Below are 23,751 nucleotides of genomic sequence, written 5' to 3'. Positions count from 1 at the left end.
CTTTCCTCTTTCGGAGTTGCTATGCCATTACCGAATTATTTCCAAGATCCTCAAATTCTTCACATTAACACCACGCCGCATCATGCTTATTTTATTCCTTTTGATTCTGTGGAAAGTGCGGTCAAAAATCAGCGAGAATTTTCTGCTTTTTTCACTTTACTTAATGGCGAGTGGGATTTTGCCTATTTTGATCGCTATGTAGATTTACCGAAAGATTTTCTTCATTTCTCCTTTTCAGAAAAAATTCCGGTTCCCGCCAATTGGCAGAATCACGGTTATGATCATCATCACTATACCAACGTGAATTACCCTTTCCCTTTTGATCCGCCTTATGTGCCGATTGAAAATCCTTGTGGGCTTTATCACCGCACTTTTACGCATTCGCCTAAACAAAATAAACGTTATTTACTCAATTTTGAGGGCGTGGACAGCTGTTTATTTGTGTATGTGAATCATCAATTTGTGGGCTATAGTCAAATTAGCCATTGCACTAGTGAATTTGATGTGAGTGATTTTCTAAAAAACGGTGAAAATCATCTTCATGTTGTAGTATTAAAATGGTGTGACGGCAGCTATTTGGAAGATCAGGATAAATTCCGAATGTCAGGCATTTTTCGTGATGTATATTTGCTTGAACGGGAAAACCATTACTTACAGGATTTTTTTATTCGCACCGAACTTGCGGATGATCTAAAAAGTGCGGTCATTTCTGTGGAGGTTTCTTTTGTGGAAAGAGGGAAACCGGCACATCTTCGTGAAATTGCATGGCAACTGAACGATCCGCAAGGTGAAATTTTGCTTTCTGCGGTCACGGAAAGCGGTTTCCATTTCACGTTGAATGAAATCACCTTATGGAATGCGGAAAACCCACAACTTTATACACTGCTATTTCGCTATGGTTCGGAGGTGATTTGTCAAAAAATTGGTTTGCGTAAAATTGAAGTAAAAGATGGTGTGATGCTATTTAATGGTGAAGCCATCAAATTTAAAGGCGTAAACCGCCACGACAGCGATCCCAAAACCGGTTATGTCATTAATCACGAGCAAGCTTTACAAGATTTACGCTTGATGAAAGAACATAATTTCAATGCAATTCGCACCGCACATTACCCTAATGCCCCTTGGTTCGCCGAACTTTGTGACGAGTATGGTTTTTATCTGATTGCCGAAAGCGATATTGAATCTCACGGCACCAATGCGGTGTATGTGAAATCGCCTGAAACCAGTATTTTGCTTGGTGTGAAAACAGAAATTGATCATCAAGCCATTCGCCAACAAATTATCGACAATTATTGTTATATGGCGCGTAGCCCTGAATTTAATGCGGCAATTTTAGACCGCACTTATGCCAATGTCGAACGTGATAAAAACCGCTGTTCCGTGCTGGTATGGTCGCTTGGCAATGAAAGCGGCTATGGAGAGAATTTTGAGCAAGCGGCGGCTTGGGTGAAACGCCGTGATCCAAATCGATTAGTGCATTATGAAAATGCCGTTTTCCAACATTCCGATCATCAAAACGATTTAACGAATCTTGATTTTCATAGCGAAATGTACACCGGTACAGAGGAACTGGATGCTTATTTTGCGGATCCTCATAATCGGAAACCCTATTTATTCTGTGAATATTTGCACGCCATGGGAAATTCTTGTGGTGATGCGGAAGAATATTTTCAAGCGATGGAACGTCATCGCGGGGCCGCGGGCGGTTTTGTTTGGGAATGGTGTAATCATTCGCCTTATTTGCCTCATTCCGAGCGGATGGGATATGGCGGGGATTTTGGCGATGTACCAAATGATGGCAATTTTTGCGCTGATGGTTTAGTGACGGCAGATCGCCAAATTCAGAGCAGTTTATTAGAGCTAAAAAATGTACAGCGTCCGATTCGGGCCTTTTTAGATGAAGGCAACGTGCGGTTAAAAAATTATATGGATTTCACCGATACGGAAGAAGTGATCGCCATTCATTATCAAATTACCGAAAATTTGCGTGTCATCAGTGAAGGCTATTTTGATGGAATAAAAATTACCCCGAAAGCAACCGCACTTTTGCCGCTTGATTTGCCTGAAACCGATAATGAACTCTGGCATATCACTCTCACCTATTACCAAAAAATTGATCGTGGCTTGGTGGCAAAAAATCATTGTTTAGGTTTCGATCAACTTTGTTTTTCTTCCCAAAGCAGGTTGCCTGTTCATCAGATAAAGAAAGCGACGCAGACTATTTCTCTTAATGAAACGCCCCATCATGTGTTGATTTCTGTCGGAAAAATTTGTTATGAATTGGATAAACACAGAGGGATTATCACACAAATTTTCTGTGAGGGAAGCGCTTGGCTTAATGCGCCTTTGGATTTTAATATTTGGCGGGCACCATTGGATAATGACAGCCTGATTAAAACCCATTGGTTGGCAGCAGGTTATGAGCAGGCTGTGACTCGTGCTTATGATTTTGTTATTGTTGAACAAGAAAGTGCGCTGGAAATTCGAGTCAAATCCGGCATTAATGCAGTTTCACGCGAGCGTATTTTAACCCTTGATGTAATTTATCGAATTGATACGCAGGGCAATTTATCAATTAAAATTCATGCTAAAAAACAACCGCACTTACCGTTTTTACCGCGTTTTGGCGTTCGCTTTTTCTTAAAAGACAGTTTTCAACAAGCCGAATATATCGGCTATGGCGAAACGGAAAGTTACCTTGATAAACATCAAGCAACACAGTTTAACTTGTATAAAACGACACCAAAATCCAACCATGTGCTCTATTTAAAACCGCAAGAAAATGGAAGCCATTTTGGTTGTCGGAGGTTTACGATTAAGAACGATCGAGAGGGATTTTCAATTTATTGTGATAAAGCATTTAGCTTTAATCTTTCACCTTATACACAAGAAGAATTGGAGGCGAAAAAGCATAACGATGAATTGGAAGAAAGCGGCAGTACAATATTATGTGTGGATTATAAAATGAGTGGCATTGGCTCTAATTCCTGCGGCCCAAGTTTGAAAGAAAAATATCGCTTAAGTGAAACGGAATGGGATTGGGAAATGCAATTTTTACCACGCTAACGAGGGGTAAAATGAAAAAGTGCGGTTGATTTTAACCGCACTTTAAGGAAGTAAAGACTTCTTGCTTATTTTAAATGACGCTCTTGATGACCGGTATAAATTTGTCTTGGGCGGACAATTTTTAGGTTCTCTTCGTTCATTTCTTTCCAGTTGGCAATCCAGCCGACTGTTCTACCTAGCGCGAAGATGACAGTGAACATTGACACTGGAATGCCAATGGCTTTTAAAATAATACCGGAATAGAAATCCACATTCGGATAGAGTTTTCGTTCAATAAAATAGGGATCGCTTAGGGCAATGTGCTCAAGTTCCATAGCGACTTCTAATAATGGGGTGGTGATGCCAAGCTCCTGTAACACCTCGTGGCAGGTTTCACGCATAACTTTGGCACGAGGGTCGTAGTTTTTGTACACACGATGTCCGAAACCCATTAAGCGGAACGGATCCTTTTTATCTTTTGCCCTAGCGATAAATTCTGGAATACGATCTACCGTGCCGATTTCTTCTAACATTCTTACGCACGCCTCGTTGGCACCACCATGGGATGGTCCCCATAAAGAGGCAATTCCTGCCGCGATACAAGCAAATGGATTTGAGCCTGATGATGCGACACTACGCACTGATGAGGTAGAAGCATTTTGTTCGTGATCAGCGTGTAGAGTAAAAATTCTATCCATTGCTCGTTCTAATACTGGATTAACGATATAAGGTTCACACGGTGTGGCGAACATCATATATAAGAAGTTACCTGCATAGGAGAGGTGATACTGTGGGTACATAAATGGGCGGCCAATGCTATATTTATAACACATTGCTGCTAAGGTAGGCATTTTTGCCAATAAACGAATCGCTGTACGATCAATGTTTTTTTCTGTTTGGAAATCATTATTGTAGAATGCTGCTAACGCACTACTTGCTGCACACATGACTGCCATTGGATGGGAATCTCGACGGAAACCTTGAAATAGGCGGGTAAATTGATCGTTTACCATATAATGTGAGCAAATTTCTTTTTTGAACTCTGTGAGTTGTTCTTCTGTAGGCATTTCGCCTTCTAACAATAAATATGCGGTATGAAGATAAGTTTTATTGAAGGCTAATTCATCTATTGAATAGCCTCGGTGTAATAAAATACCTTGATCGCCGTCAATGTAAGTAATGCTGGATTCACAAAGTGCAGTGGAGGTTAACCCCTGATCGTAGGTAAATAAACCTTGTTTTTGCAGCGCTTCTACGCCGATAGCATCATAGCCTAAAGTGCCGTGGTAAACTGGTAAGGCAATTTTTCGACCATCACTTAAATGAAGTTCTGCGGTTAAAGTTGGATGTAAGTTTGGCATATTAAGTCTCCTTATTTATATGGTTTGTGTTATACGGCTTTTTGGAAAATTAAACTGTTAACTTTGTTAGAATAGTAGTCGATTTGATCGAAATTCATATAGCGATAGGTATCGTCTTTATCTGCGTCAAGACTTTGTACATATTGCAAATATTCTTCTGGTGTTGGAATGCGACCCAGTAAGGCACAGACAGCGGAAAGCTCCGCTGAGGCGAGATAAACGAATGCTCCTTTACCCATTCGGTTTGGGAAGTTACGAGTGGACGTGGAAACTACGGTTGCACCATCTGCCACTCGTGCTTGATTGCCCATACAAAGTGAACAACCCGGTACTTCAATACGTGCACCGCTCTTGCCGTAAATACTAAAATAGCCTTCATCACTTAATAAGTGTGCATCCATTTTAGTTGGTGGTACAATCCATAGACGGGTTGGGATCATTCCTTGGTGTTGATTGAGTAATTTGCCGGCAGCACGGAAATGACCGATATTTGTCATACACGAGCCAATAAAGACTTCATCAACTTTATCACCTTGTACCTCAGATAATAGGCGAGCATCATCGGGATCATTTGGGGCACATACAATAGGTTCTTTTATGTCGTTGAGATTTATTTCAATGACGGCTGCATACTCTGCATCTTTATCCACTTCTAATAGTTGCGGATTGGCGAGCCAATCTTGCATTGCTTTAATTCGGCGTTCAAGCGTAGTTTTATCGCCATAACCTTCGGCGATCATCCATTTCAGTAGCACAATATTAGAATTGAGGTATTCAATGATAGGTTCTTTATTGAGCTTAATACTACAAGCTGCCGCTGAGCGTTCGGCAGAGGCATCGGAAATTTCAAAAGCTTGTTCTACTTTTAGATGTTCCAACCCCTCAATTTCAAGGATTTTTCCTGAGAAAATATTTTTCTTTCCCGCTTTTTCCACGGTGAGTAGCCCTTGTTGAATAGCATAGTAAGGAATGGAGTGGACTAAATCTCGTAGTGTAATACCGGGTTGCATTTCTCCGGTAAAGCGAATTAAGACAGATTCAGGCATATCCAATGGCATAACGCCTGTCGCTGCGGCAAATGCCACTAATCCGGAACCGGCTGGAAAGGAAATTCCAATTGGGAAACGGGTATGAGAATCTCCTCCGGTACCTATGGTATCTGGCAATAGCATACGGTTTAACCAAGAATGGATTACGCCATCGCCAGGACGTAATGAAATGCCACCTCGATTCATAATGAAATCTGGTAAGGAATGGTGAGTTATCACATCTACTGGTTTTGGGTAGGCTGCTGTATGACAAAATGATTGCATGACTAAATCAGCAGAGAAACCCAAGCAGGCCAAATCTTTTAATTCATCACGAGTCATTGGACCTGTAGTATCTTGCGAGCCGACACTGGTCATTCTCGGTTCGCAATACTGTCCAGCTCGAATACCCGTTACTCCGCAGGCTCTCCCTACGATTTTTTGAGCAAGTGTAAAGCCCTTATTATTTTTATTAGAAACTTGCGGTTTGGCAAAAACATCGCTTTCAGGTAGACTGAGCTCTACTCGTGCTTTGTGAGTTAAGCCTCGCCCGATGATCAATGGAATGCGCCCACCCGCTCTCACTTCATCAAGTAATACATCTGTTTTAAGTTTAAAGGTTGACAGAACTTCGTCTGTATTGTGTTTGCATACTTTACCTGCATAAGGGTAAATATCGATCACATCCCCCATATTAAGCTGGCTTACATCAAGCTCAATTGGTAGTGCTCCGGCATCTTCCATTGTATTAAAGAAAATCGGTGCAATTTTGCCACCAAGCACAATTCCCCCCGTGCGTTTATTTGGAATATAGGGCATATCTTCGCCCATTAACCATAGCACTGAATTAGTGGCAGATTTTCGGGAAGATCCCGTTCCTACTACATCGCCTACATAAACTAATGGAAAACCTTTTTGTTTTAATGATTCAATTTGTCTCATTGGTCCAATAGCACCCGCCTCATCAGGTTTGATCCCTTCTCTTGGATTTTTTAACATTGCCAATGCATGTAAGGGGATATCAGGACGTGACCAGGCGTCTTGTGCTGGTGACAGATCGTCCGTATTGGTTTCACCAGAGACTTTAAATACGGTATAGGTTAATTTTTCAGCTAACTGAGGGCGAGATAAAAACCATTCGGCATCAGCCCAAGATTGTAGAATCTGCAGGGCATAAGTATTACCTTGTTTGGCTTTTTGAGCGACATCATAAAAGTTATCAAACATTAATAAGGTATGAGATAAAGCTTTCACCGCTAATGGTGCGAGTTTGTCAATTTCTAGCGTATCAATTAGTGGTTCGATATTATAACCGCCCTGCATTGTGCCTAATAATTGCACTGCTTTTTGTGGTGAAATCAAGGGTGATTGTGTGTTCCCCTTAATTAAATCGGCTAAAAAAGCCGCTTTCACATAGGCAGCTTCATCAACGCCTGTGGGAATGCGGCTTTCAAATAATTCAACTAATAGATTCTGATTCTCTGGCGGTGGGTTTTTTAGTAGCTCGACTAATTCTGCGGTTTGTTGGGCATTGAGTGGAAGAGGGACGACACCTTGAGCAGCCCGTTGGTCAACATGGGTTTGGTATTCAGTTAAAAACGACATATGCGATCTCCGTCTGAATGAAAAATAATAGAAGGTCGTGAGTAAAGATTCAGTAAATTTATCATGGAAAAAGAATACAGCTATAAAAAGTAAATTACTTACATATTACTCACAATGTCTTGTGCGAATTCCATGGTAGAACGCAATTTAGCATTCTCCAGCGTTTCGGCCAAATCTAAGGTTACGGTTTTATTGGAAATAGTTTTCGCTACTGCTTTTACGACTAAATTTGCTGCTTCCGTCCATCCTAAATGACGTAACATCATTTCACCGCTCAAAATAATTGAACTCGGATTCGCTTTATTTTGTCCTGCAATTTTAGGTGCGGTGCCGTGAGTTGCTTCAAAAATAGCTGTCTCCACCCCAATATTTGCACCAGGTGAAATACCTATACCGCCAACTTGAGCAGCCAGAGCATCGGAGATATAGTCACCGTTCAGATTCAAAGTTGCGATCACATCATAATCTTTAGGGTGTAACAGCACTTCCTGTAAAAATGCATCAGCAATACAGTCTTTTATGATAATTTCCCGTCCAGTTTTTGGGTTTTTCAATTTGTGCCAAGGACCGTTATCAATCATTTCAGCACCAAATTCTTGTGCGACTTGATAACCCCATTCCTTAAATGCCCCCTCGGTAAATTTCATAATATTGCCTTTATGCACTAAAGTGAGTGAGCGACGATCATTATCAATAACATATTGCAATGCGGAACGTACCAAACGCTGTGTACCTTTTTTTGATACCGGTTTAATGCCAATACCGCACTGTTCAGTGAAACGAATTTTTTTTACGCCCATTTCATTACGTAAAAATGCAATGACTTTATCCGCTTCTATTGAGCCGGCTTGCCATTCCACTCCGGCATAAATATCTTCCGAATTTTCACGGAAAATGACCATATCAATAAATTCAGGATGTTTCACTGGGCTTGGTGTGCCATCATAATAACGAACTGGACGTAAACAGTTATACAAATCCAATTCTTGTCGCATTGTGACATTCAATGAACGAATGCCGCCCCCCACAGGGGTCATCAATGGACCTTTGATCGCAATATGATATTGTTTAATCGCGTTTAATGTTTCTGCTGGCAACCAAGTATTTTCACCGTAAACTTGATTGGCTTTTTCGCCGGCATAAATTTCTAACCAATCAATTTTACGTTCCGTACCATAGGCTTTCGATACTGCGGCATCAATGACCAAACGCATCGCAGGTGTGACATCTACACCGATACCATCGCCTTCAATAAATGGAATAATAGGATTGTTTGGGACATTGAGGGTGCAATCTTGATTTAGTGTGATTGCTTGACCATTCGCTGTTGCTACTTTTTTGTGTTGCATAGTTTCACCTCACAGAGTTGAGTTAGGGTTGAGTTGAGGAAAAATTTTCTTCAACTGTATAGCAAGTATAATCCTTATACGCATTGAATAACAATATATTTACAAAAATATAAAATAATTTAAATGGTTTCCGGTTTGATATGGATTAGAATTGAGAATATATCTAATGCTAACGAGTTTTTGAATTGAGGGAAGCAATGATGATGTTGATGATTCCTCCAAGTAAAAATAAAAAGGCTAAGCTCTGACGAGTACAGAACTTAGCCTCTAAATTAGGTGAAGTCAAATTTTTTTAGTAAAGATAAATTCTTTGGTTTTAAATACCTTGAAAATTAACCGAACTTTTACAACAACCAGGTTAGTGTTGTATTTTAAGCTACTACACCAAATTGTTCTTTCATTAATGCTTCAAAATCGGTACAGCCACCAATCGGTTTTTCATCAATAAAGATTTGTGGCACGGTTTCAACCGGTTTACCGACTGATTTGGATAAGTCTTCTTTTGTGATCCCTTCCGCATGAATATCAACATAACGGTAATCGAAGTCGGCGACTTCGCCTTTTAATTTTTCCGCAAGATTTTTTGCACGGACACAGTAAGGACAACCCGGACGACCAAAAATAACAACAAACATAAATTCTTCCCTTTGTTAATGTTAAAGTTTTCGTGATTCTACTCTTTTTTTAATTTGCCATAAATAGATTTTCAGGATTTTTATGATTGGTATAATGTATCGTCATTTTTTTGTTTGGAATCTCTGATGAAATTTTTAATGCTTTGCCGTGAACCCCGTTTATACAGTAGTCAGCGTCTGAAAGAAGCCGCAATACAATGCGGACACGAAATGGATATTTTGGATCCGAATCGTTGTATTCTAAAACTCACGGAAAATTCACCGCACTTTGATATTTATTATCAGCCAAAGGAAGGCAATACCTACCTTTTACCTGATTATGATGCGGTGATACCACGTTTTGGTACGGCAAGTACAAAAATGGGCTGTGCCGTGTTGAGGCATTTTCAGGCAAAAGGGATTTATTGTTTAAACACAGAAAAGGCGTTTTTAACGGCACGTGATAAATGGCAAAGTTTGCAAATACTGCGAGAGCAGAACATTGCCGTGCCGAATAGTCAATTATCCGGTACTGAAGTGGAGGCGAAAGCCTCCGTTCAAAAAATGGTTTCTCCTTTGATCCTGAAAACCTTAAACGGCTCTCAGGGCATTGGTGTTATGTTGATGGAAAATGCACAAAGTGCGGTCAGTATTTTAGAAACCTTAAAACAAGTGAGTGTTCCGGTATTATTGCAAGATTTTATTGAGGAAGCCGATGGCGCAGATATTCGCTGTTTTGTTATCGGCGATAAGGTTGTTGCGAGTATGCAACGCTTTGGGCAAGACGGTGAATTTCGAGCAAATATCCACCGAGGCGGAAGTGCGCAAAAAATCACACTGAGCGAACAAGAAAAACAAATTGCAATCAAGGCAACCAAAGCATTAGGATTGGCGGTTTCAGGTGTGGATTTTATTCGCTCAAAATCCGGTTTATTGGTGCTGGAAGTGAATGCAAGCCCCGGCTTGGAGATGATCGAGAAAACCAGCGGTGTGGATATTGCGCTACAGATGATTCTCTATTTGGAGAAAATGACTTGGCAAAAATAAACGGCGAGTAATTACTCGCCGTTTATTTATCCATTCAAATTATGTTGAGGATCATAATTAGGCGGTAATTCCGGCATAGAATTTTCTTCGTCAAAAGGCTCGCTATCCGGTTTATATTGAAATTCTTGTTTATTTTGACCGCGCTTTTCTTTGCCTAATAATTGTGGTTGTAATTTTAAGAAACTACTTTTCGGTGAAAGCCAAATATTGATAAAAGCTCGGGTAAATTTACGATCAAACTCATGATCCAACACAGTATCGTTAGCGATAAAATAACCTTTATTTTCTAGTGCCACGAAATTTAAAATGTCATTTGGTGAAAAATCAGGAAAAATTTCCTGCATTTTTTTTAGCCAAGCAGTGGTGTCATCCGTATCGAATTGCTGAGCTTCCATTTCTTTTATTAAGGTGATAGCGAAGTTTTTGCCTTCAATCGGCTTTTCATATTTGATGGAAAACATTAGTGGGGATTGATTTTCTTGGTATGAACCGGTTTCAGAAAAAAGCCCGACACTATACACATGGAAAGGCCCCCAAGTATATTCGGCATTGCCCACCAACTGCCAATGGGCGGAAAGAGCGGTTGAAAAAAAGGCTAAAATTGCCACGAAAAAATATTTAATTTTCATATTGTTCTTTTACGGTTCGATAACGCACGGATTATAGCAAAAACGCCTAAAAAACCACAAATAAAAGGCGAGTGAATCACCCGCCTTTGACCGCCATTTTATGGGGAAGTTTATTTTAAGCTGCCCACCATATCTTCTGGGCGTACCCATTTGTCGAAATCTTCGGCTGAAACCAAACCGAGATTAATCGCTTCTTCACGTAGGGTTGTACCGTTTTTATGTGCTGTTTTGGCAATTTTCGCCGCATTTTCATAACCGATATGGGTATTCAGTGCGGTGACTAACATTAATGAATTTTCAAGTTGTTGTTTGATTCGCGGATAATTTGGTTCAATACCCACAGCACAGTGTTCATCGAAAGAAACACAAGCATCACCTAATAATTGTGCGGATTGCAAGAAGTTGGCGATCATCACCGGATTAAACACATTTAATTGGAAATGGCCTTGTGAACCTACAAAAGCAATGGCGGTGTCGTTACCAAATACTTGTGCACAAACCATGGTCATCGCTTCACACTGGGTTGGGTTTACTTTGCCCGGCATAATGGAAGAACCCGGTTCATTTTCAGGAATTAAAATCTCACCGATACCGGAACGAGGGCCGGAGGCTAACAAACGAATGTCGTTAGCAATTTTAAATAAACTCATCGCGAGCTGGCGTAATGCGCCGTGGGTTTCTACGATGGCATCGTGCGCCGCTAATGCTTCAAATTTATTATCAGCGGTAACAAATGGAAGTCCGGTGAATTTAGCAATGTAATCCGCCACTTTCACATCATAGCCTTTCGGCGTGTTTAATCCTGTACCGACTGCCGTACCACCGAGAGCTAATTGGCTTAGATGAGGAAGGGTGTTTTTTAATGCGCGTAAACCAAAATCCAATTGTGCTGCATAAGCAGAGAATTCTTGACCTAATGTTAATGGTGTCGCATCCATTAAATGAGTACGACCAATTTTCACCACATCTTTGAATGCTTCGGATTTGGCAGCGAAAGTTTTTTGTAAACGTTCTACGCAAGGAATAGTGTGTTCCACCACTTTTTTGTATGCCGCAATATGCATAGCGGTTGGGAAAGTATCATTTGAAGACTGTGATTTATTTACGTCATCATTTGGGTGAATAATCGATTTTTCTCCTAATTTACCGCCATATAAAACGTGTGCACGATTTGCTACGACTTCATTGACGTTCATATTGGATTGCGTACCGGAACCGGTCTGCCAAATAACGAGTGGAAATTGATCATCTAATTTCTTGGCAAGAATTTCATCGCAGGCTTGAGCGATTAAATCACGTTTTTCAGCAGGTAATACACCTAAATCATGGTTTGCGAAGGCTGCCGCTTTTTTCAAATAACCAAAGGCTTCAATAATTTCAGTTGGCATTGAGGCTTCAGGCCCGATTTTAAAGTTATTGCGTGAACGTTCGGTTTGCGCCGCCCAATATTTATCGGCAGGAACCTGAACTTCGCCCATAGTGTCTTTTTCAATACGAAATGCCATTGTGATACTCCTTATAGAATATAGATTGAAAATAAAAACGGGTTGATTCTAACACCTAGGAGTTATGAATGGAACGAGACGGAAATGCTAAAAATCAGTTTTGTGATGTAGATCATAAAAGTGCGGTGTGTTTTGAGCGTGTTTTTTCATATAGGGTTTCACAGATGATGAGTGACTTTCTTTTATCCTTTATTCCCTTAAATTTATGTTACCGAAATTTTCTGAACTTGTTTTGTTCAGACAGACGAAAATATCCTAAAAATTCAATTTCATAAAGGCGGGAAAGAAAGGAAAAGGGCATTAATTTAAAAATCATGGTAGGGCAATAATCTTTTCTTGAAGGATTTATTTTTTCATCATTTTTTAGTAAAATCTTGCAGTTTTAAACTTGGCAAAATTGAGACAAAAATGGCGAAAAATGCACAATTTTATATTTTAAATGCAGAAAGTAAGAAAAGTGTAGAACAACTCGCCTGCGATCTTGCCGCCTCCGCTTGGCGTTTAGGGAAACGGATTTTGATCGCTTGTGAAACGGAACAACAAGCACTTGATATTGATGAGGCGCTTTGGCAGCGGGATCCCAATGAATTTGTGCCGCATAACTTATCGGGTGAAGCGACTCAATATCCCACACCTATTGAGATTTCATGGCGCGGAAAACGCAATGCACAACGACGTGATTTACTCATTAATTTGCAGCATGATGTGCCGGAGTTTAGTCATAGTTTTACTCAATTAATTGATTTTGTTCCGGTGGAGGAAATGTCAAAAGCCCAAGCACGGGAACGTTATAAACAACTACGTATGCAAGGTTGGCAGCTTTCCACTGAAAATGCGTAACACTTTTCGAATAACCTAACGGAGTTTATATGAGATTATCAACTAAATTTGTTTTATCTCTTTTTGTCGGAGCAAGTATTTTAACGCTAACCGCATGCGATAACCAAGAAACAAAAACAACTGAAAAATCAACCGCACTTCCAGCACCTACACCCAAAGCAATGAATGATAAGGCGGAATCGGAGGTGAAAAAAGACGAATCGGTAGCTGCAACGGTTTCGGTAGAAACTAAACTTGAAGCTCAAGCTCAAGCTCAAGCTCAAGCTCAAGCTCAAGCTCAAGCTCAAGCTCAAACAAACGATAAAACGGATAACATTAAAGTTGAAATCAAAGAAACAGAACCTGCACAGGTTGTAGAAAAAGACAACGTGTCGGTGGCAACTCAAGTGATCACCAAGCCGGTAAAAAAGGCGAAAAGTACTGCGCAAAGTCGCTATCTGAACGAACAAAAAGCAATGCTTAAAGTGCTAGAATCTCAATACAAGCAAGTACGTTGTACCCCGGAAGCGGAAAAATTAGGTGATAACAGTTTCTGTCGCCAAGAAGAACGCCGTTTATTTTTAGAAATTGAGCGAGTGAAAGACGAGATTCGTTTGAATCAGTAATCAAAACTTCCTGAAATTTAACCGCACTTTAAGGAACAAATGCAACCAAACGACATCACCTTTTACCAACGCTTTGAAGCCGATATTCTCGCCGGTCGTAAAACGATTACCATTCGGGATAAATCTGAAAGCCATTTTAAAATCGGTGATATTTTGCATGTCGGACGATTTGAAGATAATCAATACTTTTGCACGATTGAAGTGTTAAGCGTATCACCGATTCGGTTAGATGAACTTACCGAACAGCATGCGAAGCAGGAAAATATGTTGTTAAGTGAGTTGAAAAAGGTGATAAGGGAAATTTATCTGAACGAAGAATTATTTTGTTTGATTGAATTTAAGATTATATATGAGGAGATGTCGTATGACTGATTCATCATTAAATAGCATTTCAACTATGTAAATTATAATTTATGAAATGTATATAAATGTATATAAATGTATATAAATGTATATAAATGTATATAAATGTATATAAATGTATATAAATGCATGGGTTATTCTGTAGAACAATGCTTTTATGTACGCACTACAAAGAGAAAAAATAAATGACAAAACCATTCCAAATGGCAGATCGCTTTGAGGCGTCTGCGGTAGAACAAGCCCTGTATAAACACTGGGAAGAACAAGGTTATTTTAAACCGACTGAAAATCCGAACGTGCCGAGTTACTGTATTGCGATTCCGCCGCCGAATGTAACGGGCAGCTTGCATATGGGGCACGCTTTCCAGCAAACTTTAATGGACACCTTAATCCGTTTTAACCGTATGGAAGGACATAATACCCTGTGGCAGTCGGGTACTGACCACGCAGGTATCGCCACGCAAATGGTGGTGGAGCGTAAAATCGCTGCCGAAGAGGGCAAAACCCGCCACGATTACGGGCGTGAGGCGTTTATCGACAAAATCTGGGACTGGAAAGCCTATTCAGGCGGGACAATCAGCCAGCAAATGCGCCGGTTAGGTAACTCGATTGATTGGGATCGTGAACGTTTTACAATGGACGAAGGTTTATCCAATGCGGTAAAAGAGGTCTTTGTCCGCCTGCACGAAGAGGGGCTGATTTACCGTGGCAAACGCTTGGTAAACTGGGATCCGAAACTTCGCACCGCCATTTCCGATTTGGAAGTGGAAAATCGTGATGAAAAAGGCTTTATGTATCACGTTCGCTATCCGTTTGTGGATAAATCCGAAACCTTTGGCGGCGGTTATATGCACATTGCGACCACCCGTCCTGAAACGATTTTAGCGGACGGCTGTTTGGCGGTTCACCCTGATGATGAGCGTTACAAAGATGTGATCGGTAAAATGGTACACGTTCCGATGACCGACCGTATCATTCCGGTGGTTGCCGACCCTTACCCAGACCCTGAATTTGGGACGGGCTGTGTGAAAATCACGCCGGCGCACGATTTCAACGACTACGAAGTGGGCAAACGCCACGATATTGAAATCATCAATTTAATGAATCCGGATGCGAGCCTGAATGAAAATGCCCCTGAGCGTTATCGCGGTTTGGATCGCTTTGAGGCGCGTAAGAAAATCGTAGCGGATTTGGAAGCGGAAGGCTATTTAGAAAAAATCGAACCGCACGAATTAAAACGCCCGTATGGCGACCGTTCTGGCGTGGTGATTGAGCCGTATTTGACGGATCAATGGTATGTGAGCGTTAAACCGCTGGCGGAAGTGGCGACCAAAGCCGTGGAAGACGGTGAAATCCAATTCGTGCCGAAACAGTACGAAAATCTCTACTTCTCGTGGATGCGGGATATTCAAGATTGGTGTATTTCTCGCCAGTTATGGTGGGGGCATCGTATTCCGGCGTGGTATGACGAAGCGGGTAATATCTACGTTGCCCGTAGTGAAGAAGAAGCCCGCCAAAAATATAATCTGCCGGCGGATTTACCTTTAACCCAAGATGAAGACGTACTGGACACGTGGTTCTCATCGGGGCTATGGACGTTCTCCACGCTCGGCTGGCCGGAACAAACCAAAGAGCTGAAAATGTTCCACCCGACCGATGTGTTAATCACCGGCTTTGACATCATTTTCTTCTGGGTTGCCCGAATGATTATGTTCACGATGCACTTCATCAAGGACGAAAACGGCAAACCGCAAGTGCCGTTCAAAACCGTCTATGTAACGGGGTTAATCCGTGATGAACAAGGGCAGAAAATGTCGAAGTCTAAGGGGAACGTGCTTGACCCGATTGATATGATTGACGGTATCAGCCTTGAGGCGTTATTGGAAAAACGCACCGGTAATATGATGCAGCCGCAACTGGCGGAAAAAATTGCTAAGTCCACCACTAAGCAGTTCCCAGAGGGAATTGCTCCGCACGGCACGGACGCGTTACGCTTTACCTTGGCTGCGTTAGCGAGCAACGGTCGGGACATCAACTGGGATATGAAACGCCTTGAGGGCTACCGCAATTTCTGCAACAAATTGTGGAACGCCAGCCGCTATGTGCTGATGAATATGAATGCGCTCGAATTGGGCGAGGGCGAGAAAACCTTCAGATTGGCGGATCGTTGGATTCAGGCGGAATTTAATAACACGGTGAAAACCTTCCGTGAGGCACTTAGCCAATACCGTTTCGATATGGCAGCCAATGCCCTGTATGAATTTACTTGGAATCAATTCTGCGACTGGTATTTGGAGCTGACCAAACCGGTATTTGCGCAAGGTTCGGTGGCAGAAAAGCGTGGGGCGTGCGACACGTTAATCAATGTATTGGAAAAATTGTTGCGTTTGGCTCATCCGATTATTCCGTTTATCACCGAAGAAATTTGGCAGAAAGTGAAAGGCTTTGCCGGCGTGGAAGGCGACACTATTATGTTGCAACCGTTCCCGCAATATGACGAAGCCCTTGAAAATCCGACCGCACTTGCGCAAATCGGCTGGTTGAAAGAGGTGATTGTCGCGGTACGGAATATCCGCGCGGAAAGCAATATTGCGCCAAGTAAACCGTTAGAATTGCTCATTCGCAATACCCAAGAAAGCGATTGCCAAATTTTGGCGGAAAACGACCGCTTGCTAAAAGCAATGGCGAAGCTGGAGCGCGTACAAGCAATTCCGGCTGGTTCGGAAGCGCCGCTTTCCGTTGCCAAATTGGTCGGCAATATGGAAGTGCTTGTGCCAATGGCGGGCTTTATCAACAAAGAGGCAGAGCTTGCCCGTTTAACCAAAGAGATCGACAAGCTCACCAACGAGGTTAAACGCATTGAGGGTAAACTCGGTAACGAAGCCTTTGTTGCCAAAGCACCGGAAGCGGTAATCAACAAAGAGCGTGAAAAAATGGCAGAATATCAAGCGGGACTTGAGAAATTGCAGACTCAATACCGAGCGATTGAAGCATTATAATTTTGAAAAAACGCTGACTGGTTCAGCGTTTTTTATTTAAAAAATATAGTGGGATGATGATTCCCACGATGGCTATCCCGCTCATACCAACTAATAGATATACAATTTTCCTTTCAGTGCTAAAATACTTTGCCAGTATCTTTTCCCACATTGAATCAATAATGAAAAACTTCAAATATTTTGCGCAGCGATATGTTGATTGGGTTATAAAACTCGGACGTGTTCGGTTTTCCCTACTTGGATTATTCATTCTCGCCGTCTTGGCGTTGAGCGCTCAGATTTTACTTAGTCTATTTATTACTAATCAAATTGATTGGATGGTGCTTGTCCGTTCAATTATCTTCGGGCTTCTCACTGCGCCTTTCGTTATTTATTTTTTGACTTTGCTGGTTGAACAATTAGAACGCTCAAGATTGGATCTGTCTAAAACGGTATTACGTTTACGAAATGAAGTATCGGAAAGAATTATCGCTGAAAAGAAACTTTCTATTGCCTTAGATAAATTAGAAAAAAATAATCGAGAAAAAAGTAGCTTACTTGCGACTATTAGTCATGAATTGCGAACACCGCTTAATGGTATTATTGGGTTGAGCCATATCTTATTGGATGATCAGCTTTCAGAGCAGCAGCGTAATTATTTAAAAACAATTAACTTAAGTGCGGTCAATTTAGGACATATTTTTAGCGATATTATTGATTTAGATAAGTTTGATACAAAACGTCTAAAATTGAACTTTGAACCGATTAATTTGAATGAATTATTGAATGATATTCAAAATTTTGCCATTTTAATGGTCGAACCTAAAAATCTTAAATTTATTTTAGACGTTGAACCTCATTTACCGGATTTGCTTTATTTGGACAGAGCACGTTTGAGTCAAATTCTTTTAAATTTGATTGCTAATGCAGTGAAGTTTACTGAAAAAGGCACAATTAAACTCACTATTCAGTCTTTAGAAAAAGATATTTATCGTTTTAGTGTTTCTGATACCGGCATAGGGATCGCCCAATGTGAGCAGGATAACATTTTCAAAATGTATTATCGTGTGAAAGAAAATACAAATCGATCTTCCGGTAGTGGAATAGGGCTTGCAATATCAAAAAATCTCGCCTTATTAATGAAAGGCGATATTCAAGTTGAAAGCCAGCTTGGTCAGGGTTCAACCTTTGATCTGATTATCTATGCCAAAGAAGCGCATCCAATTAATCATTGTGAACCTATTCAACCGTTGAATTTATCGGTTTTATTAGTTGAAGATATTGAATTAAATGTTCTTGTTGCAAAAAGTGTATTGGAAAAACTGGGGCATTGTGTTGATGTTGCGATGAATGGAAAAGACGCGATTAAGCTTTTTGAACGCAATACTTACGATATTATATTGCTTGATATTAAATTACCGGATATGTCGGGTTTTGATATAGCCGCTTATCTACGTAAAAAATACGAAGACGGCATTTATGATTTTCTCCCACCTCTTGTTGCCTTCACGGCAAATGTGATGCAAAGTGAAGAGGAGTACCAAAGTAAGGGAATGGATTCGGTTCTGCGTAAACCTCTCGCCCTAGATGAGTTAAAACGTTGTTTTTATCATTTTTTTGGTGAAGGAAATATAAAAAGTATCGATTCTAAAGCCGTAGAAAAACAGTCATCCTATCAGTCTTTAAACCTGGAACTGATAGAACTGTTAGGTAAAACGCAAACCGAACGGAATTTAGTCTTGTTTAAACAAATGATGCCGGCATATCTTCAAGAACTTAATGAAGCCTTTAAGGTTTATTTGTCGGATCACGCCGCCGATCAAAGTGTTGCGGATGTGGCGCATAAAATTAAAGGAGCAGCAGGTTCTGTCGGATTAAGCAGATTACAGCAACTTGCGGAAAAAATGCAATGTAATCAGGAAGAGGGTTGGAACGATAATATTGAAAATTGGCTTCGTGAACTGAATAGTTACTGGCAAGTTAATGTCGAAGAATTGGAAGATTATTTGAATTCTGTTGGATAACGAAAAGACCGCACTTTAAAGCGAAAGTGCGGTCGTTTTTTTAGGAGTTTTTATTATTCAGTTTATCTTCCGAGTATTTTCGCAACAGGTGAATTTCACGTTTTGCCTTATCAGACAGCACTTTTAGCATTTGTTCGGAACGCGCCATAATAAAGTGTAAATAATCGGCATTTTGCGTTTGTTCAAAAAATTGTTTCGCTTGATACATATCGCTGAAATCTTTATTTGCTTGAGTAAGCAACATTTTTTGCCCGAATAACACGATGAATGTCAGCGCTAAGGAGATGAGCGTACCATAACCGTTTGTCGGATAATAAAGTAATCCGCCGACAATAAATAGGCCGGAAACCAATCGGGAACTGTTTTTGATATAAGTTTCACTGGGTGGCGCTTGTATTAATTCTTTGAGTTTCATCATTTTTACCCTAAAAAATAAGGGCGTTATCGTACGCCCTTATGGTGAAATATTTCAAGTATTCTCTAAGCAAGAATACCCGCCCAGTAACCTAAAATCCCAACCCCGAATAGGGCAAAGATAATAATCATCGCATTCACTTTTTTACGTAATAAATACATACATAAGAAGGTAAGTAATAATGCAAGTACACCGGGAAGAAGAGCATTTAATACGCCTTGAAGGGTAACAACCACTTCTTCACCTAACTGATTGTTATAGCGGGTAAGTTCTAATGGCACATTAATCGTCGTCCATTTGGATACAAGGGAACCCATAACAAAGAGACCGAGAATAGAGGCACCTTGTGTAATTTTTTGTAAACGGCCACCGCCCATATCGGAAACAATTTCCGTTCCTTTTTCATACCCGTATTTGAAACCATACCAACGGGTTAATAGACGAATGATGTTAATTAAAATAAAGAATAATAATGGACCTAAAGGACTACCGGTTAAAGCAATACCGGCACCCAGTGCGGCTAAAACAGGACGCAATGTTCCCCAGAAAATTGGGTCGCCCACACCGGCAAGTGGCCCCATTAAGCCTACTTTTACTCCACTGATTGCCGCATCGTCCACATCTTTTGCACCGTTTGCCCGTTCCTGCTCCATCGCAGCGGTAACGCCCATAATGGCGGAACCCACCCAAGGTTGGGTGTTGAAGAATTCAAGGTGGCGTTTTAATGCCGCGGCTTGATCTTCTTTTTTACTGTATAAACGCTTGATGGTTGGGATCATCGACACACAGAATCCCATTGATTGCATGCGTTCAAAATTAAATGAACCTAAAAGGAACGTTGAACGGAAGTAGGTTTTTAAAATATCACCTTTAGTAAGTGTCACTTTTTGATCTGACATAATACGCTCCTTATAGACCTTCTAATTCGTTATCGGCTAATTTTCTTTTTGTCGCTATCGGCATTGCGGCTTGGTTAAAGCGAGGATTTAATTGGATATACAGCATTGCCAAGCAAGTGCCTAAAATACCTAACCCCACTAAATTATAGTTAGTGAATGAGGCAATCACGAAACCAAGGAAGAAGAATGGCATTAATGCACCTGCACTCATCATATTGATAACCATCGCATAGCCCACAACTACAATGAAGCCACCGGCAATTTGTAACCCACGGGTAATCACTTCAGGAATTGCATCTAATGCACTGGTTACGCTATCCGTGCCTGCCACTAAAGCGACGGCTAATGCGGGAACCGCAACACGTAAGGCTTGTAAAGAAAGACCGGCAAAATGACAGAGTTCAATCCCTCGGAAATTCGCTTGTTCCGCAAATTTATCGGCTTTGTGTTGTAAGAAAATCGTTAAAGTACGAACAAAGATCGTTAATACTTGGCCTGCCGCAGCAACCGGTACGGCAATGGCAATGGCGGTACCAACCGATTGTCCACCTTTAATAACCAAGATTGCAGAAATAACACTTGCCAGTGCCGCATCCGGAGCCATTGCCGCCCCTACGTTCATCCAGCCTAATGCGATCATTTCTAAGGTACCGCCAAGAATGATACCGGTTTCAAGATCGCCTAAGACAAGACCTATCATGGTACAAGCAAAAAGTGGACGGTGGGTTTGACGTTCATCTAACACACTGCCCATACCGCAGATTGCCGCAACCAGTACGACTAAAATGAGTTCCATTGTTGACATAAAAGGCTCTCCTAAAATTTAATTGAATCTAATTTTTCACGGGTAAGCTCGATTGGTTTATTGGCTGCCACTTTTTGAAGTGAGAGTTTTACCCCCATATCGAGTAATTTTTTGAATGCTTCCACATTAGATGGATTGACGGTGACTGCATCAGAAAGTTGTTTATTGCCTTCTTTATGTGTCATTCCGCCTACATTGATGGTATCAATCCGCAACCCGCCTTCAATTAAACGCAGTGCATCTTCCGGTTTTGTTACGAGCATTAAAATATGACGGTTGGCATATTTAGGATTGTTATACACCTTAATCGCTTTATCCACAGAAATAACATAGGCTTTTAAATGAGGCGGTGCAATTTGAAGTAACAATTCTTTGCGAAGTTCATCATTTGCCACTTCATCACTGATCGCAAAAATAGCTTCACATTTCACTGCTTTTGCCCAAGATGTCGCCACTTGACCATGAATCAAACGAATGGTGGCAAAATAGACAGCGAATAATGGAGTGCTTTTGACAGGAAAGTGCGGTCAAAATTTATCATGTTTTGTCGATATTAAAATTTCGTTAAAATGCTCCGAAATAATGATAAGGATTCCTTATGCCAAATCGTCAATGCCAAGTGCTTATTTCTGATGTATTCCCTGAATTTTTGCCTCCACAAGTTTTAATCCTTGGAGAGCGGGGGATTCCTTTTGCTAAAGCATCCAATTTATTGGGACAAGAATTTGAACATATTTTATTTGATGCACGAAATGGCATTCATTTAGAAGCCCTTGCCATTGCCGCCGGTACATTAAAAGTGGGGGGGACGTTCTGTTTGTTGCTTTCGGCGTGGGAAAATTTAGAAAAACACCCTGATTTTGATAGTCTTCGTTGGAATGGCGGTACTTCTGCCATCAGCACAGCAAATTTTATTCATCATTTCAAACAATGTGTGGAACGCTACCATTTTCCTATTTTGAGAAAAGCAAGTGCGGTTGGTTTTCCGTCCGTTTTTCATTGTGAAGAAAAGGGCAAATCAGCCACTGCCGAACAGCAACAGATCCTTAAGCAAATCTTGCAACGACAATGTGATCTGTATTTTCTCACGGCAAAACGCGGACGGGGAAAATCAGCATTATTAGGGCTGCTTGTTAATCACATTGATACCCCGATTTATCTCACCGCGCCTAACAAAAGTGCGGTCAATTCATTATATGATTTTGCAAAAAGAACCGTTGAATTTATTGCACCGGATGAATTAAGCCAACGATTACGACAAGATGCGGCATTTGCCGAAAATGCTTGGCTTTTGGTTGATGAGGCGGCGATGATTCCGTTGTCTTTGCTACAACAGTTTTCCCAATATTTTCGCCACATTGTTTTTAGTACAACCATTCATAGTTATGAGGGAACCGGACGTGGCTTTGAATTAAAATTCAAACAAAAAATCCACCGCACTTTTCAACAAGTGGAACTCTATCATCCTTTGCGTTGGCAAAAAAATGATGTTCTTGAATCGTTTATTGAAGATTTGTTATTGCTGAATGCCGAAGATAAATTTGAGCAAATTGCCTATAACGCACTGAGTGAGATTCAGATTCATAAAATAACACAATCTCAGTTAATTCAGTCGCCTGAACCTTTTTATGGCTTGATGATACTGGCGCATTATCGGACTTCGCCTATTGATTTACGTCGTTTATTTGATGGTGAAAGGCAGCATTTTTATTTGGCGAATGATCAACGACAGCTTATTGGTGCTATTTGGGCGTTGGAAGAAGGCGGAATGGAGGATGAAAATCTGATTGCACAAATCCGACAAGGAACACGCCGCCCCAAAGGAAACCTTGTACCACAATCTTTGTGTTTTCACGGCAATTTTCCCGAAGCCTGTCGGTTGAAGTCTTTACGAATTTCTCGCATTGCCGTACAACCTCATTGGCAACAAAAAGGGATCGGGCAAAGGCTGATTAGCTCAATGGATAATGCCGAGGCTGATTTTCTTTCCGTCAGTTTCGGTTATACGGAAGAATTAGCACATTTCTGGCAAAAGTGCGGTTTTGTTTTGGTTCATTTAGGGGAGCATCAAGAAGCCAGTAGCGGTTGTTATTCAGCTATTGCTTTGAAGGGTATGTCGGAAAAGGGAAGGGCTTTGACGAAAATTGCACGGCAACAATTTCAACGTAACGTGGCATTATTTATTCATCCTTTGGCTAAAAAAATAATGCGCGGAAAAATTGATTGGATACTTAATGAGGAAGATTGGCAAAGCTTAAAAAATTTTGCCTATTTCAACCGCTCTTTATTTTCCTCAATGCCCGCGATTCAACGTTTGTTAAGGGCGCAAAATAAACGCAATTTTCCACAACTTTCAAGCTATTTAACGAAAAAACAATTACCCTTTGACAAGAAAAAAAGCGTAGAATGCTTTCGTTTAGAAATTAAACAATACTTAGAGGAACTTTTATGACAACAGAAAAAAAAGAGAAACCAAAAGGCTGGTTTAAACGGGCGTTGGAAAAATATGATCATTTTCTTAAAACTTACGATCTTGATTCCCCGAGCTGCTGTGGTGTACCCAAAATGCGCGAAGACGAAAACGGAAATTTATGTAAAGAAGATTCACTTTTCAAAAAATAACCTGTTTTTTTATACAG

The 23,751-nt window shown here is 40.8% G+C and carries 18 protein-coding genes and 1 pseudogene; 9 read left to right on the top strand and 10 right to left on the bottom strand.

Going from position 1 to position 23,751, the window contains the following annotated elements:
* Positions 1-21: 21 nt before the first annotated feature.
* Complete coding sequence (locus PNEUHYL_RS01370) at positions 22-3,066, top strand: glycoside hydrolase family 2 TIM barrel-domain containing protein (protein WP_059365480.1); 3,045 nt, start codon at positions 22-24, stop codon at positions 3,064-3,066.
* Positions 3,067-3,131: 65 nt separating this feature from the next.
* Here the strand turns inward: PNEUHYL_RS01370 and PNEUHYL_RS01365 are convergent, their stop codons facing one another.
* The 4 genes from PNEUHYL_RS01365 to PNEUHYL_RS01350 all read right to left on the bottom strand — a co-directional run bounded on the left by PNEUHYL_RS01365 (position 3,132) and on the right by PNEUHYL_RS01350 (position 9,023).
* On the bottom strand, positions 3,132-4,406 hold the full coding sequence (locus PNEUHYL_RS01365; protein ID WP_059365479.1) for a citrate synthase: 1,275 nt from the start codon (positions 4,404-4,406) through the stop codon (positions 3,132-3,134).
* A gap of 29 nt (positions 4,407-4,435) precedes the next feature.
* Positions 4,436-7,039 carry a bifunctional aconitate hydratase 2/2-methylisocitrate dehydratase gene (acnB, locus tag PNEUHYL_RS01360; RefSeq protein WP_059365478.1) on the bottom strand — a complete coding sequence of 868 codons (2,604 nt, stop codon included), beginning with the start codon at positions 7,037-7,039 and terminating at the stop codon, positions 4,436-4,438.
* Positions 7,040-7,137: 98 nt separating this feature from the next.
* On the bottom strand, positions 7,138-8,388 hold the full coding sequence (gene icd / locus PNEUHYL_RS01355) for an NADP-dependent isocitrate dehydrogenase (protein ID WP_059365477.1): 1,251 nt from the start codon (positions 8,386-8,388) through the stop codon (positions 7,138-7,140).
* 371 nt (positions 8,389-8,759) lie between these two features.
* Positions 8,760-9,023, bottom strand: coding sequence for a GrxA family glutaredoxin (locus PNEUHYL_RS01350; RefSeq protein ID WP_059365476.1), 264 nt, complete (start codon positions 9,021-9,023; stop codon positions 8,760-8,762).
* A 126-nt stretch (positions 9,024-9,149) separates the two neighbouring features.
* Between PNEUHYL_RS01350 and PNEUHYL_RS01345 the strand changes: the two genes are divergently transcribed.
* The gene (locus PNEUHYL_RS01345) at positions 9,150-10,049 is read left to right on the top strand and encodes an ATP-grasp domain-containing protein (protein ID WP_059365475.1); all 900 of its coding nucleotides are present in this window, start codon (positions 9,150-9,152) and stop codon (positions 10,047-10,049) included.
* A 26-nt stretch (positions 10,050-10,075) separates the two neighbouring features.
* Here the strand turns inward: PNEUHYL_RS01345 and PNEUHYL_RS01340 are convergent, their stop codons facing one another.
* Together PNEUHYL_RS01340 and fumC are read right to left on the bottom strand one after the other, a co-directional pair.
* A complete protein-coding gene (locus PNEUHYL_RS01340; protein ID WP_059365474.1) occupies positions 10,076-10,678 on the bottom strand; it encodes a chalcone isomerase family protein in 603 nt (200 codons plus the stop codon).
* A 110-nt stretch (positions 10,679-10,788) separates the two neighbouring features.
* On the bottom strand, positions 10,789-12,183 hold the full coding sequence (fumC, locus tag PNEUHYL_RS01335) for a class II fumarate hydratase (RefSeq protein WP_059365473.1): 1,395 nt from the start codon (positions 12,181-12,183) through the stop codon (positions 10,789-10,791).
* Between the two features lie 408 nt (positions 12,184-12,591).
* On the opposite strand from fumC, the gene PNEUHYL_RS01330 reads away from it, so the two are divergent.
* The 5 genes from PNEUHYL_RS01330 to PNEUHYL_RS01310 all read left to right on the top strand — a co-directional run bounded on the left by PNEUHYL_RS01330 (position 12,592) and on the right by PNEUHYL_RS01310 (position 18,993).
* A complete protein-coding gene (locus PNEUHYL_RS01330) occupies positions 12,592-13,023 on the top strand; it encodes a DNA polymerase III subunit chi (RefSeq protein WP_059365472.1) in 432 nt (143 codons plus the stop codon).
* Between the two features lie 29 nt (positions 13,024-13,052).
* Complete coding sequence (locus tag PNEUHYL_RS13380) at positions 13,053-13,628, top strand: hypothetical protein (RefSeq protein WP_059365471.1); 576 nt, start codon at positions 13,053-13,055, stop codon at positions 13,626-13,628.
* A gap of 39 nt (positions 13,629-13,667) precedes the next feature.
* Complete coding sequence (gene yqfB, locus PNEUHYL_RS01320; RefSeq protein WP_059365470.1) at positions 13,668-14,000, top strand: N(4)-acetylcytidine aminohydrolase; 333 nt, start codon at positions 13,668-13,670, stop codon at positions 13,998-14,000.
* 176 nt (positions 14,001-14,176) lie between these two features.
* A complete protein-coding gene (locus tag PNEUHYL_RS01315) occupies positions 14,177-16,990 on the top strand; it encodes a valine--tRNA ligase (protein WP_059365469.1) in 2,814 nt (937 codons plus the stop codon).
* Positions 16,991-17,151: 161 nt separating this feature from the next.
* Positions 17,152-18,993 carry an ATP-binding protein gene (locus PNEUHYL_RS01310; RefSeq protein WP_059365468.1) on the top strand — a complete coding sequence of 614 codons (1,842 nt, stop codon included), beginning with the start codon at positions 17,152-17,154 and terminating at the stop codon, positions 18,991-18,993.
* Positions 18,994-19,033: 40 nt separating this feature from the next.
* Here PNEUHYL_RS01310 and PNEUHYL_RS01305 read toward each other — a convergent pair whose 3' ends face one another.
* The 4 genes and pseudogenes from PNEUHYL_RS01305 to PNEUHYL_RS01290 form a co-directional block, all read right to left on the bottom strand.
* Positions 19,034-19,408, bottom strand: coding sequence for a hypothetical protein (locus PNEUHYL_RS01305; protein ID WP_059365467.1), 375 nt, complete (start codon positions 19,406-19,408; stop codon positions 19,034-19,036).
* A 65-nt stretch (positions 19,409-19,473) separates the two neighbouring features.
* Positions 19,474-20,307, bottom strand: coding sequence for a PTS system mannose/fructose/sorbose family transporter subunit IID (locus PNEUHYL_RS01300; RefSeq protein WP_059365466.1), 834 nt, complete (start codon positions 20,305-20,307; stop codon positions 19,474-19,476).
* Positions 20,308-20,317: 10 nt separating this feature from the next.
* Positions 20,318-21,112, bottom strand: a complete 795-nt coding sequence (locus PNEUHYL_RS01295; RefSeq protein WP_059365465.1) for a PTS mannose/fructose/sorbose transporter subunit IIC — start codon at positions 21,110-21,112, stop codon at positions 20,318-20,320.
* Positions 21,113-21,123: 11 nt separating this feature from the next.
* Positions 21,124-21,585, bottom strand: a pseudogene (locus tag PNEUHYL_RS01290) (PTS sugar transporter subunit IIB); the annotation flags it as partial.
* Positions 21,586-21,710: 125 nt separating this feature from the next.
* Here PNEUHYL_RS01290 and PNEUHYL_RS01285 point away from each other — a divergent pair.
* Both PNEUHYL_RS01285 and PNEUHYL_RS13375 read left to right on the top strand, forming a co-directional pair.
* Positions 21,711-23,564 (top strand): tRNA(Met) cytidine acetyltransferase TmcA, encoded by a 1,854-nt coding sequence (locus PNEUHYL_RS01285; RefSeq protein WP_059365463.1) that lies wholly within the window; start codon positions 21,711-21,713, stop codon positions 23,562-23,564.
* On the top strand, positions 23,561-23,734 hold the full coding sequence (locus PNEUHYL_RS13375) for a DUF5363 family protein (protein WP_157888081.1): 174 nt from the start codon (positions 23,561-23,563) through the stop codon (positions 23,732-23,734). Before PNEUHYL_RS01285 ends, PNEUHYL_RS13375 begins: the two co-directional genes overlap by 4 nt.
* Positions 23,735-23,751: the final 17 nt, after the last annotated feature.

It is taken from the genome of Rodentibacter caecimuris (genome assembly GCF_001019715.1).
Taxonomy (GTDB): Bacteria; Pseudomonadota; Gammaproteobacteria; order Enterobacterales; family Pasteurellaceae; genus Rodentibacter; species Rodentibacter caecimuris.
This window is presented reverse-complemented; position numbering and strand designations above follow the sequence as displayed.

Coding starts and splice junctions, on each gene's coding strand:
- PNEUHYL_RS01365 (WP_059365479.1), bottom strand. CDS start 4,406: ATGCCAAACTTACATCCAACTTTAACCGCAGAACTTCATTTAAGTGAT.
- PNEUHYL_RS01300 (WP_059365466.1), bottom strand. CDS start 20,307: ATGTCAGATCAAAAAGTGACACTTACTAAAGGTGATATTTTAAAAACC.
- yqfB (WP_059365470.1), top strand. CDS start 13,668: ATGCAACCAAACGACATCACCTTTTACCAACGCTTTGAAGCCGATATT.
- PNEUHYL_RS01350 (WP_059365476.1), bottom strand. CDS start 9,023: ATGTTTGTTGTTATTTTTGGTCGTCCGGGTTGTCCTTACTGTGTCCGT.
- PNEUHYL_RS01315 (WP_059365469.1), top strand. CDS start 14,177: ATGACAAAACCATTCCAAATGGCAGATCGCTTTGAGGCGTCTGCGGTA.
- PNEUHYL_RS01305 (WP_059365467.1), bottom strand. CDS start 19,408: ATGAAACTCAAAGAATTAATACAAGCGCCACCCAGTGAAACTTATATC.
- PNEUHYL_RS01345 (WP_059365475.1), top strand. CDS start 9,150: ATGAAATTTTTAATGCTTTGCCGTGAACCCCGTTTATACAGTAGTCAG.
- fumC (WP_059365473.1), bottom strand. CDS start 12,183: ATGGCATTTCGTATTGAAAAAGACACTATGGGCGAAGTTCAGGTTCCT.
- PNEUHYL_RS01330 (WP_059365472.1), top strand. CDS start 12,592: ATGGCGAAAAATGCACAATTTTATATTTTAAATGCAGAAAGTAAGAAA.
- PNEUHYL_RS01340 (WP_059365474.1), bottom strand. CDS start 10,678: ATGAAAATTAAATATTTTTTCGTGGCAATTTTAGCCTTTTTTTCAACC.
- acnB (WP_059365478.1), bottom strand. CDS start 7,039: ATGTCGTTTTTAACTGAATACCAAACCCATGTTGACCAACGGGCTGCT.
- PNEUHYL_RS01310 (WP_059365468.1), top strand. CDS start 17,152: ATGAAAAACTTCAAATATTTTGCGCAGCGATATGTTGATTGGGTTATA.
- PNEUHYL_RS01295 (WP_059365465.1), bottom strand. CDS start 21,112: ATGTCAACAATGGAACTCATTTTAGTCGTACTGGTTGCGGCAATCTGC.
- PNEUHYL_RS01370 (WP_059365480.1), top strand. CDS start 22: ATGCCATTACCGAATTATTTCCAAGATCCTCAAATTCTTCACATTAAC.
- PNEUHYL_RS13380 (WP_059365471.1), top strand. CDS start 13,053: ATGAGATTATCAACTAAATTTGTTTTATCTCTTTTTGTCGGAGCAAGT.
- PNEUHYL_RS01285 (WP_059365463.1), top strand. CDS start 21,711: ATGCCAAATCGTCAATGCCAAGTGCTTATTTCTGATGTATTCCCTGAA.
- PNEUHYL_RS13375 (WP_157888081.1), top strand. CDS start 23,561: ATGACAACAGAAAAAAAAGAGAAACCAAAAGGCTGGTTTAAACGGGCG.
- icd (WP_059365477.1), bottom strand. CDS start 8,388: ATGCAACACAAAAAAGTAGCAACAGCGAATGGTCAAGCAATCACACTA.